The organism is Micromonospora globispora (genome assembly GCF_003857015.1).
GTDB classification, from domain to species: domain Bacteria; phylum Actinomycetota; class Actinomycetes; order Mycobacteriales; family Micromonosporaceae; genus Micromonospora; species Micromonospora globispora.
Genome location: NZ_QGGF01000108.1, coordinates 1 through 10,867, shown reverse-complemented (window position 1 = coordinate 10,867; position 10,867 = coordinate 1). Strand labels below are relative to the sequence as shown.

Sequence of the window (10,867 nt, the reverse complement as noted above, 5' to 3'; positions counted from 1 at the left end):
GCGGAACTCCCCGCGGACACCGCCGCGACCCGGCTGGCCGACCTCGCCGCGGCCGGCGACCCGGTCACCCTCGCCGCGCTGGCCGACGCCGGAACCGCGCTCGGGGTGGCGGTCGCGGGCGTGGTGAACCTGCTCGATCTGGACACCGTGGTGCTCGGCGGCGGATACGCCCCGCTCGCGCCGTGGCTCCGGCCACCGGTGGTCGCGGAGATCTCCCGCCGGGTGCTCACCGCAGCCTGGTCGCCGGTGACCGTGCGGCCGGCGGCGCTTGGCGCACAGTCCGCCGCCGTCGGCGGAGCCGCCTCGGTGGTCCGCCTGATCGTCGACCGGCCGGTGGGCTGGCTCGCCCGCTACGGGTGACCCCCGACTTCCTGGACGGGCGATCGGCTGCCGCCCTCGGTACGCTTGCGCGGAGGCGACGACACCGCAACCGAGGAGTGCACCGACAGCATGCGCACAGGTCGACAGACCGGGGTGCCCGGCGATCAGCGGTGACGACCGCCCGACGGGGCGGTCTCGCCGGGCCGGTCAGCGGCGGCGGACACCCCTCCCGGCCACGGTCCCGCAGATCCACCGAGAACGCGTTGCCGGCCGACACCCGACTCGCCCGTGAGCTGCTCGACGGGCTCGCCGAGGCGATCGCGACAACCGATCACGCCGGGATCGTGACCCTGGTCAACGCGATGGCGGTCGACCTCCTCCCGGAACTCACCCTCGGCACCGACCTGGCCCGCTGCGCGGTGCCCGCCCTGGCCCGCGCGGTCCAGGCCGGTGCCGACACCTTCGACGCGGAACACCGCGGCCGGCGGCTGCGCGGCACCCGACGCGGCCTCGCCGGCGGCCGCTGCGCCTGGTACGTGCGGGACGTCACCGAGGAGCAGGCGCGCACCGACGCGTTGCTCGCCGAGCGCTCCCGGACGGCGTTCCTGGCCCAGGCCGGCAGCCGGCTCGGGCTGTCGCTGCACCGGGACCAGACGCTGCGGGCCACCGCCACGCTGCCGGTGCCGTACCTGGCCGACGCCGCGGTGGTCGTGCACCGCCCACCGCCTCCCGAGGACGAGCCGCACTGGATCCGGTACGCCGAGGGTGACGCGCTCCCCGCCACCGGAGTCGGCTCCTGGGACCTGGCCGCCGCGGTCCCCGGCCTCGCCGACGCCCTCGACGGGGACGCGGTCGAGCCCAGCCCGTGGCTCAACGCCGAACCGGCCGACCTGGCCGAGGTGCTACCCGACCACTTCGGCCGGCCCGGCACCCTCCTGATCAGCCCCATGCTCAACGCCGGCGGTCCGGCTGGCGCGCTGATCCTGATCCGGCGGGCCGAGCGCGCCGGGTTCGACCAGCGGGAGATCGAGCTGGCCCGGGAGTTCGCCGCCCGCGCCGGGGCCGCGCTGGCCGCCGCCGAGCTCTACGGCGAGCAGGCCCACCTGGCCCGGGTGCTGCAGAACAGCCTCCTTCCGCCGGAGCTGCCCGCCGTCGGCGGGGCCACGCTGGCCGGTGGCTACCGGGCCGCCGGGGACAGCCTCCGCATCGGCGGCGATTTCTACGACGTCTTTCCCACGGAGGAGGGCGCCATGTTCGCCCTCGGCGACGTCTGCGGCAAGGGGGTCGGCGCGGCGGTGCTGACCGGCCGGGTACGCCAGTCGTTGCAGACCCTCCGGCTGGTCGAGCAGCGGCCGCTGAAGCTGATGCGGCTGCTCAACCGGGCGCTCTTCGACGCTCCCGACGCCGCCCGCTCGGCCCAGTTCACCACCCTGCTGCTCGGCACCCTGGCCCGCCAGGGGGACGGGGGGCTGGTGGTCCGGGTGGCCGGCGGCGGTCACCCCTCCCCGCTGATCGTCCGGGCCGACGGCACCGTCGACCAGGTAAGGGTGGGCGGCATGCCGATCGGCGCGCTCACTGCTGCCCGGTTCGTCGAGGCGGAGGTCCGGCTCGCCCCCGGCGATCTGCTGCTCGCGTACACCGACGGGGTGACCGAGGCCCGGGGCGGCCCGACGGAACTGGAGATGTTCGGCAACGCCCGACTGCGCCAGGCGCTGGCGTCGGGGGCCGGCCTGCCGCCGGCCACCCTGGTGGACCGGCTGCTGCAACTGGTCGACGAGTGGCTGGACGGGCAGGTCCACGACGACATCGCCATGCTCGCCGTGGCGGCGGCGCCCGCGTGACCGCAGGCCACGGGATCGGCCCGGAGACCGCCGGGGCGTACCTGGACTGCCTGGACCGGGCCGACCACGTCAGCGGCGGTCCGGCTCGCGGCGGAGCTGCTGGACGCCGGCTGCTCGGTGGCGGACGTCCTGGTCGACCTGGTCGCGGTCGCCGAGCGGGAGATCGGCCGGCGCTGGTTGACCGGCACCTGGAGCGTCGCCCAGGAACACGCCGCCACGCACGTCAGCGAGCTGGTGGTCGGCACGGTGGCCGCCCGGCACTCCGGCCCGGCCGACCGGGGACACGTGGTGATGGCCTGCGTCGAGGGCGAGTGGCATGCGCTGGCCGCCCGGATCGTCGCCGAGGTGGTCCGGGCCGCGGGCTGGCGGGCGACCTTCCTCGCGGCCGGCGTGCCGGCCCGGCACCTGGTCTCCTACCTGCTGGCCGCGGCGATCCGGGTCGGTGACCCGCAGCTGCTGCTCGACTTCGTCGGCTGGCAGGACCGGGTGTTCTCCGCCCGGGGCGGGCGCCCGCTCCTCGACGCCGTGCTCGCCAGCTGCGAGACGGCCCTCGCCGAGCATCCGCGGGCCTGCCACCACCTCCGGCTCGCCCGGTCCATGGCCGGCCCGGCCTGAGGGGGTGGGCGAGGTGCTCGGACGGTCGGACGGTACGGGCGTCGAGCCGGGATCAGGCGGTCCGCGCCACCGGCGGCTCGCCGGCCGGGCCGCCCGACCCGTCGGGCCACTCCGCCCCCGGCTCCTCCGGCCGCTCCCCCGACGCCTGCAGGACCGGCCAGCCGGCCTCCACGCTCTCCCGGCGCCGGGCGGTCTCGTCGAACTCCGTCAACCCGCGCAGCAGCGCCTGGCGCCCCTCCGGGGTCATGTTGGCCAGGACCTCGGCCAGTCGCCGCCGGCGGTCCGCCCGCAGCTCCTCGAGCAGCCGGATCGCCTCCGGCGTCAGGTGCAGCGAAATCTCCCGCCGGTCGAACCGGCCGGGCTCCCGCTCGAGCATTCCCGCCGCCACCAGCCGGTCGCAGAGCCGGCTGGCGGAGGAGAGCAGCATGTCGGTCAGCGTGGCGAGGCGGCGGAGGTTGATCCCGTCGTACTGCTCGACGACCATGACGGCACGCAACTGCGCGCCCGAGAGTCGGCTCGTTGTCCGTTCCCGGGCCGCCTCCCAGACAGCCAGCAGGGTGCCCGCCGCCTCGTCGAGGGCGGCGGCCATACTCGCTTCTGGTCCGTAGGGACCGTGTTCTTCGGCCATGGTGCGCCCGAGACTACCCGGCCCACCAGGCCACCGACCTGTGCAAAGGAGCAAAGATGAGCGGACCGGAGGATCGGGCACGCCGGACCCTCACCGACGCCCCGGCCGACCTCCTGCTCGACCGGCTCGCCGGCGAGCTGGAGCGGTCGTACCAGGTCACCCGGGTCGAGCTGTTCCAGGTCGACTACCGGTTGGCCGTGCTGCTGCCGCTGCGGGAGGGCGAGCCGATCACCGGGCCGGGCCACCCCGCGTGGCGGTGCTTCGACCACCAGGAGCCGATCGTCAACGACGGGACCGGCTGGTTCCCGGTCGGCATGCGGGGCGAACGGCGCGGCGTGCTCCGGCTGTCGCCCGTCCCGGACGACCCGACCGCCGTCGGCGAACTCGCCGGGATCGCCACCGCGCTCGGCCACGAGCTGGAGGCCGTCGCCGCCAGCACCGACATCTACCTCACCGCGCAGCGCATGCGCCGGCTGACCCTGGCCGCCGAGATGCAGTGGGAGCTGCTGCCCGGCCGGAGCCGGATCCGCCCGTCGTTCAGCCTCGCCGGGCAGCTCGAACCGGCGTACGCGGTGCGGGGCGACAGCTTCGACTGGTCCGACGACGGTCACCGGCTCTGGCTCTCCGTGATCAACGGGTTGGGCGAGGGAGTGGCCGCTTCGATGCTCACCTCACTCGCCACCCACGCGCTGCGCAACGCCCGGCGGGCCGAGCTGGGCCTGGCCGACCAGGCCGCCCTGGCCGACCAGGCGATCTACGCCCTGCACCGGGGGGAGCAGCACCTCTCCTCGCTGCTGCTGGAGCTGGACCTGGCGTCCGGACGGCTCACCGTGGTCGACGCCGGCTCGCCGCGCCTGGTGCTGCTGCGCGACGGCGAGGTCACCGAGCAGGTCCTGGAGAAGCAGTTCCCGCTGGGCATGTTCGAGGGTACGGACTACCAGGAGCAGCACTTCGAGTTGCAGCGTGGGGACCGGCTGTTCGTGGTCAGCGACGGCGTCATCGACGCCACCGGGCAGAACGTCCGGTACGGCGAGACGGCGCTGGACCGCTTCCTGCGGCGTACCGGGCCGATGGAGCCGCTGGACGCGGTCCGGTCCCTCATCGGTGACCTGCGTGCCTTCGTCTCCGGTGACCTGGTCGACGACGCGGTGGTGGTCTGCCTGGACTGGCTGGGCCCCCAGCCGTGACCCGGCACCGCCCCGGCACGACACCGTGCCGGGGCGCGGCGGTCAGTACGCGCCGCGGCTGTTGATCACCGCGCCGAAGGTCTTCCAGAGGATGGTCAGGTCGGCGGCGAGCGACCAGTTCTCCACGTAGTAGAGGTCGAGCCGGATGCCGTCCTCCCAGCTCAGGTCGGACCGGCCGCTGACCTGCCAGAGGCCGGTCATGCCCGGCTTGACCAGCAGGCGCCGGGCCACGTCGCCGTCGTACCGGGCCACCTCGGAGGGAAGCGGCGGCCGGGGGCCGACCAGGCTCATCTGGCCGAGGAGCACGTTCGCGAGCTGCGGCAGCTCGTCCAGCGACCACTTGCGCAGCAGCTTGCCGACCCGGGTCACCCGCGGGTCGTCGCGCATCTTGAACATCAGGCCGTCGGTCTCGTTGCGGGCGGCCAGCTCGGCCAGCAGGGCGTCGGCGTTGATCACCATGGTGCGGAACTTGAAGACGCCGAACTCCTCGCCGCCCTGGCCGACCCGGACCTGGCGGAACAGCACCGGCCCCCGGCTGTCCAGCTTGATGGCCAGCGCGATCACCACCAGCAGCGGCAGCAGCACGGCCAGCGCCAGGAACGCGATGGATCGATCGACCAGCCCCTTGACCAGCTTGCGGGCCCCCCGGAACTCGGGCGCCTCCACGTGGATCAGCGGCAGGCCGGCGACCGGTCGGGTGTGGATCCGGGGGCCGGCGACGTCGGTCAGCGCCGGGGCGACGACCAGGTCGACCCCGGTCCCCTCCAGTTGCCAGCCGAGGCGGCGCAGCCGGGCCGCGGTCAGCTCACCGGAGGCGGTGACCGCCACCGTGTCCGCCCCGATGGCGGTGGCCGCCTCCGGGATGCCGCGGAAGGAGCCCACCACCGGCACGTCGCCCAGCCGCTGCGGCACCGGGGCCAGCAACGCGTCCGGGATGCAGGCGCCGACCACGTGGTAGCCGGCGTACGGCTCCCGGCGGAGCGTATGCACCAACTCCAGTACGTGCGCGGTGTCACCGACCACGAGCACCTTGCGGGACCAGCCCTTGCCCCGGTCCCGGGCGCGGTGCAGCCGCTTGCGGGCGGCGAACCGGGCCACCTCCAGCCCGACGGTGCCGACCGCGAACGAGATGGCCAGGAAGCCCCGGGAGACGCCGACGTCGGCGATGTAGCCGGCGATCGCGATGCCGCCGGCCAGCCGCAGGCTCGCCGCGCTGACCCGCCGGTACTCGTCGGCGCCGTAGCCGAGGACCTGGTCGTCGTAACAGCGCAGCGCCTTGAGCGAGATCAGCCAGGCGAGGAGCAGACCGGGGGCGACCACCACGTACGGGATCTCCGAGCCCATCGGCTTCTCCTCGCCGAAGCGGGCGACGTACCCGACGAGGATGGCCACCGCCAGCACGGCGGTGTCCAGCACCACGAGGACCCGGACGTACGCCCGCTCAGCGGCACGTGATGCCGGTCCGGGGCGGTCGCCCCCCGGTCCCGACGGCGTCCTGGCGGGGGTCAACAGCGTTGCCGAGGTCACCGGCCCTCCCCACTTCGCTCAGGACGGCCCCGAGCGGACAGGCGGTCCCGATCGGGAACCGCCGGCGCGGAGCACTGGAACATGTTGCCTCGACAATTGTGGATGCCGATTGCTTCGGACGCATTGCCGTCATTTTTCCCGGCCGGTCTCGGCGGGAAGTGTTCCGCCGTACCGGAGTCCTGGCACGGCGGAACACCCTATCCTGAGTGGTCGGTCAGCGGGGCGGCGCATCCGACCGCTGCGAGATCGCCTGAAGGAAGATCTCGCCGATCTTGGACGGATCCTGGGCGACGAAGGCGGCGCCGTCGGCCTCCCCCGCGATCGACTCGAGTTCGGACTTGCTGACCTCGGTGCCGATACCGATGATGATCACCCGTACCGGCTGCTCCGGATCCTTGATCTTTCTCAACTGCTCGAGCAGGGTGGCCCGGGAGATGCCCTTGGCGTCCTCGTTCTTGCCGTCGGTGAAGAGCACCACCGAGTTGACCTTGCCCGGCTCCCAGTCCTGCTGGACCGCCTTGTACGCCGCCAGCACCGTGTCGTAGAGGCCGGTGTCGCCGTTGTCCTTGGGCTTGATCCCCGCAAGCGTCTGCAGGATCTTGCCCCGGTTGCTGGAGAGCGGGTTGATCGGCACCAACGGCTTCCAGTCCTGAGCGCCCACCAGTTCGGTGGAGAAGGTCCAGAGCCCGATCGACCACGAGTCGTCGAAGAGGTTCAGACCCTGGCTGGCCGCCGCCACGGTGACCTGCTCGCGGGTGAAGTTCCTGGCCGTCGCCACCGGCTTCTTCATCGACCCGGAAACGTCGATGACGGCGAGCAGGCGGCCCGGCTGGGTGGCGACCGTCCAGGTGGTGGTGACTCGCTGGATCGCGCTCGGGTCCAACCCGCCCGTGCCGCCCTGCCCGATCGGCGGGGTGGTGGCACCGCCCGCCGGACTCGGCGCGCCCTGTGGCGCCTTGAAGCCGTCCCCCCAGGTCCCGTCCGGGCCGCGCAGCGACTGCGCGGCCAGCCGGTTACGGAAACCGGGGGTGGTGAGCACCTCGAAGAGCACCCGGGCGGCCGACGCCTTCGCCGGCTCGACGCCCGGCAGCACCGCGAACGGATAGTCCAGCGGCACCGGCGCCGGGTCGAGGTAGAGCGCGGCCAGCGGGACCGGCGGCTTGGTCTGGTTGTAGGACATCACGTCCTCTTCGGACAACGCCGCCGCATTCAGGGCGTTGGCGATCGCCGTCGGGCTCGACGAACGCGGGAACCGGTTCAGCAGGTCCTGCCGCAACGAGGAGCGGCCGGTGGCCAGCGCGCGCAACGCACCGGTCATCGCCTCCTGTGCCTTCACCTGGTCGTCCTTGCCGGTGAGACTGGCGGCGGCGCTCAGCGAGAGCAGCCCGGAGAGGCCGGCGGCGTCCCGGGTGGGTTCCACGATGCCGGCGTGCAGCGGCTTGCTGCTGGTCACCTGCGCCAGCAGGTCCGCCCAGGTCAACTTCTTCCCCGGCCAGCCGAGCCGGGTGGAGGCGACCGGCTCGGGGACCGCGACCACGACCGGGCTGCGGGCGATCGAGGCGCCGTTGGCCGGGGCGAAGGCCGTCGCTCCGCCGTTCTTCAGCCGCAGCAGCCAACTCGAGGAGTCCGGCACCCAGACGTCCGGGGTGACCGCCGTGCCGCTCGGCTCGCCGACGCCGCCCAGCGAGGCGCCGTGCTTGGTGGCCACCGCGGCCGCGACGTCGACCGGCTCGGCGGAGGCGACGTCGACGGCGATGCAGGTGCCACCGACCGCCGCACCGTCGGAGACCCACTGGTCGGCCGCGGCCTTGACGGCGGGCTGGATCTCCGGGGCGGCCGCTACGGACAGCCTGATCTGCCCGGAGCACGACGGCCCCGCCAGCTGCTGGTAACCGAACCAGGAACCGGCGACGACGACAGCGAGCGCGGTGGCCGCCGCAGCGGCACCTGCCCCGCGGAGGCTTGAACGCATGCGATGGCGGCCAGACACGGTGACCATCTTGCGTACCTCGGGGCGCTACGACCACAACCGTTCGGACGAAAGTTACGCAGGAGAAACAGTTGATCACAGAATTGTTACGATGGGTGAGGAGTCCGTCATCGGACGTGATCAAGGTCCACTAAAGACAGCGTCGTGACCCGCCGTGCCGTTACGGCAGGACACAGGTCGGGCTCGCCATCGGCACCGGCTCCCCCACCGCCGTCGGCACTCCCGTGCCCGGATCCACCCGGAAGATCCGGATCATGTCGGCGCGCTCGTCGGCGACGTAGAGGTGCTCGCCGGTCAGGGCGAAGTGCCGGGGCCACTCGCCCCCGGTGTCGACCTCGGCCACCAGTTCCGGCACGTCCTCCGTCACCGAGAAGACCGCCACGGTGCCGACACCACGGTTGCCGACGTAGAGGAAGCGGCCGTCCGGCCCGAGGGCGACCTCCGACGGCTGCACGTGCCCGGCCCGCTCGCTGGCGTCCACCCGTACCCGCTGGTGGAGCGCGCCGTCGGCGGTCAGGTCGTACCCGGTGACCGTGCCGTCCAGCTCGCCGACCAGCCAGCAGCGCCGCCCGTCGGGATGCCGGGCCAGGTGCCGGGGCCCGGTCCCGGCCGGCGTCCGCACCCGCGGGGCGCGGGGCAGCAGCCGACCCGAGGCGACGTCGAGGTCGTACCGGTAGACCGAATCGGTGCCCAGGTCGACGGCGAACAGCGGCCCGCCGGCCGGGTCGGGCGAGACCATGTGGCAGTGCGCCCGGTCCTGACGCTCCGGGTCGGCGCCGTGTCCCTCGTGCCGGACCAGGTCGCTACGCTCCCCCGGCACGCCCTCGGCGTCGAGGGGGAAGACCGCCACGCTGCCACCGCCGTAGTTCGCCACGAAGAGGTGCCGCCCGTCCGGGGCGACCGCCAGGTGACTGGGCTCGGCACCCCCGGTGGGCGCGACGCCGACCGGGGACAGGTCGCCGTCCGGGGCGACCCGGAAGGCGCTGACCTGCCCCTCGGGCAGCTCGTTCACGGCGTACAGCACCGGCAGCACCGGGTGCCGGACGAGGAACGACGGCGACGCGGTGACCGCCGCCGTACCCAACGGGGTGAGCTCCCCCGACGCCGGGTCCCGACGGACGACGACGATGCCCTCGGCCCGTCCGCCGCTCTCCGCCGTGTAGCCGCCGATGTGGACGATCGCGCCCTGACCGGTCACCGGACCCACCTTCCGCCGACTCCTCCGTTGATCCAACCAGAGGCTTCCCGGGAAGCTGGCGGCTTAGCCGTCTTTTTGCGGACCAATTCGGCGATCACCGGAACGCCTCGCGGTGGGCCGACGGATCAGGGCACCGGCACCGGTTCGCCCCGCTGTCGGGCCACGTGCTCGACCAGCGAGATCAGCAGCAACTTCCCGGACTGCCGGTCGCGGGCGTCGCAGAGCACCATCGGCACGTCCGGGTCCAGGTCCAGCGCGTCGCGCACCGACTCGAGACTGAACCGGCGGGACCCCTCGAAGCAGTTCACCCCGACCACGAACGGAATGTTGCGCTGCTCGAAGTAGTCGATCGAGGGGAAGCAGTCCGCCAGCCGGCGGGTGTCGGCGAGCACCACGGCACCGAGGGCGCCGAAGGCCAGCTCGTCCCAGAGGAACCAGAACCGGTCCTGGCCGGGTGTGCCGAAGAGGTAGACCTGCAGGTCCTCGTTGATGGTGATCCGGCCGAAGTCCATCGCCACCGTGGTGGTCGCCTTCTGCTCCACGCCGGAGACGTCGTCGGTGCCGATCCCGGCGCCGGTCAGGATCTCCTCGGTCTGCAGCGGTCGGACCTCGCTCAACGCGCTGACCAGCGTCGTCTTGCCCGCCCCGAAGCCGCCGGCGATGAGGATCTTCAGGGCGAGCGGGATGCGCGGGGCGCTTCCCGGCGGGTCAGAGCGCACGGAGTCCACTGACCACCGCCTTGAGGATGCTCTCGTCGGGCAGGTACGCGGTGGCCCGCGGCTCGTGCACCGCCACCAGCCCGCGGGCGAGCAGGTCGCCGAGGAGCACCCGGACAACCCCGACGGCGAGGTCGAGCTCCGCGGCCAGGTCCGCCACCGCGACCGGTCGGCGGGCCCGCTCCACCAGGCGCCGGTGCTCCGGCTGCAGCCCGGGCTGGCCGGTGGGGTCGGCCGCCGGAGCGGCCAGCACGAACGCGACCAGGTCGAAGCCCTCGACCGCGGGCCGGACCCGGCCACCGGTGAGGGTGTACGGACGGACCACCGGGCCGGCGGCGGCGTCCAGCCACTCGTGCTGCGGCCCGGGCGACTCAGCCCGCATCGCCGACACCCGGCGGCGTGCGGGCCGGGGCGGTCAGATTCTCGCCGACCCGGATGACCAGCATCGCCATCTCGTACGCCACCAGGCCGATGTCGGCGTCGGCGTCGCTCACCACCGCCAGGCAGGCGCCCTGCCCGGCTGCGGTGACGAAGAGGTACGCGGACTCCATCTCCACCACGGTCTGCCGGACCGGGCCGCCGGCGAGGTGCCGGGTCGCCCCCTTCGCCAGGCTGGAGAAGCCGGAGGCCAGGGCGCAGAGGTGCTCGGCGTCGGTCCGGCTCAGCTCGGTGGAGGCGCCGAGCATGAGCCCGTCGGCCGAGAGCACCACCGCCTGCCGGGCGGCGGGTACCCGCTCCACCAGATCATCGAGCAACCAGTCGAGATCGGCTTTCTGCCTCGTCGTGTGCACCACTAGGCGTCCCTCTCAGTTCCGGTCAGGGGTTCGGAAGCCGCTACCGACTC

The 10,867-nt window shown here is 73.4% G+C and carries 11 protein-coding genes; 4 read left to right on the top strand and 7 right to left on the bottom strand.

Annotated elements, in window-relative coordinates:
* The 3 genes from DKL51_RS03980 to DKL51_RS03970 all read left to right on the top strand — a co-directional run.
* Positions 1–360: ROK family protein (locus DKL51_RS03980; RefSeq protein WP_148097719.1), on the top strand; the 360-nt coding region annotated here is incomplete at its 5' end.
* Positions 361–491: 131 nt separating this feature from the next.
* Positions 492–2,162 carry a PP2C family protein-serine/threonine phosphatase gene (locus DKL51_RS03975; protein ID WP_243422331.1) on the top strand — a complete coding sequence of 557 codons (1,671 nt, stop codon included), beginning with the start codon at positions 492–494 and terminating at the stop codon, positions 2,160–2,162.
* Positions 2,163–2,279: 117 nt separating this feature from the next.
* Positions 2,280–2,777, top strand: a complete 498-nt coding sequence (locus DKL51_RS03970) for a cobalamin B12-binding domain-containing protein (RefSeq protein WP_243422330.1) — start codon at positions 2,280–2,282, stop codon at positions 2,775–2,777.
* 52 nt (positions 2,778–2,829) lie between these two features.
* On the opposite strand, the gene DKL51_RS03965 is transcribed toward DKL51_RS03970, so the two are convergent.
* Positions 2,830–3,366: a MarR family winged helix-turn-helix transcriptional regulator gene (locus tag DKL51_RS03965; protein ID WP_109944306.1), complete on the bottom strand. Its 537-nt coding sequence runs from the start codon at positions 3,364–3,366 to the stop codon at positions 2,830–2,832.
* A gap of 95 nt (positions 3,367–3,461) precedes the next feature.
* Here DKL51_RS03965 and DKL51_RS03960 point away from each other — a divergent pair, with 95 nt between their 5' ends.
* Complete coding sequence (locus tag DKL51_RS03960) at positions 3,462–4,592, top strand: PP2C family protein-serine/threonine phosphatase (RefSeq protein WP_109944305.1); 1,131 nt, start codon at positions 3,462–3,464, stop codon at positions 4,590–4,592.
* A 42-nt stretch (positions 4,593–4,634) separates the two neighbouring features.
* Here DKL51_RS03960 and DKL51_RS03955 read toward each other — a convergent pair whose 3' ends face one another.
* The 6 genes from DKL51_RS03955 to DKL51_RS03930 all read right to left on the bottom strand — a co-directional run bounded on the left by DKL51_RS03955 (position 4,635) and on the right by DKL51_RS03930 (position 10,817).
* Complete coding sequence (locus DKL51_RS03955) at positions 4,635–6,119, bottom strand: sugar transferase (RefSeq protein WP_109944304.1); 1,485 nt, start codon at positions 6,117–6,119, stop codon at positions 4,635–4,637.
* A 214-nt stretch (positions 6,120–6,333) separates the two neighbouring features.
* Entirely contained in the window at positions 6,334–8,091 is a 1,758-nt protein-coding gene (locus DKL51_RS03950; protein ID WP_109944303.1) for a VWA domain-containing protein, read from the bottom strand.
* 178 nt (positions 8,092–8,269) lie between these two features.
* Positions 8,270–9,307, bottom strand: a complete 1,038-nt coding sequence (locus tag DKL51_RS03945; protein ID WP_185734696.1) for a lactonase family protein — start codon at positions 9,305–9,307, stop codon at positions 8,270–8,272.
* A 125-nt stretch (positions 9,308–9,432) separates the two neighbouring features.
* Positions 9,433–10,035, bottom strand: coding sequence for a GTP-binding protein (locus tag DKL51_RS03940; RefSeq protein ID WP_109944301.1), 603 nt, complete (start codon positions 10,033–10,035; stop codon positions 9,433–9,435).
* Positions 10,016–10,405, bottom strand: coding sequence for a DUF742 domain-containing protein (locus tag DKL51_RS03935; protein WP_109944323.1), 390 nt, complete (start codon positions 10,403–10,405; stop codon positions 10,016–10,018). The genes DKL51_RS03940 and DKL51_RS03935 overlap by 20 nt, the downstream gene beginning before the upstream one ends.
* Positions 10,395–10,817 carry a roadblock/LC7 domain-containing protein gene (locus tag DKL51_RS03930; RefSeq protein WP_109944300.1) on the bottom strand — a complete coding sequence of 141 codons (423 nt, stop codon included), beginning with the start codon at positions 10,815–10,817 and terminating at the stop codon, positions 10,395–10,397. Before DKL51_RS03930 ends, DKL51_RS03935 begins: the two co-directional genes overlap by 11 nt.
* Positions 10,818–10,867 lie beyond the last annotated feature (50 nt).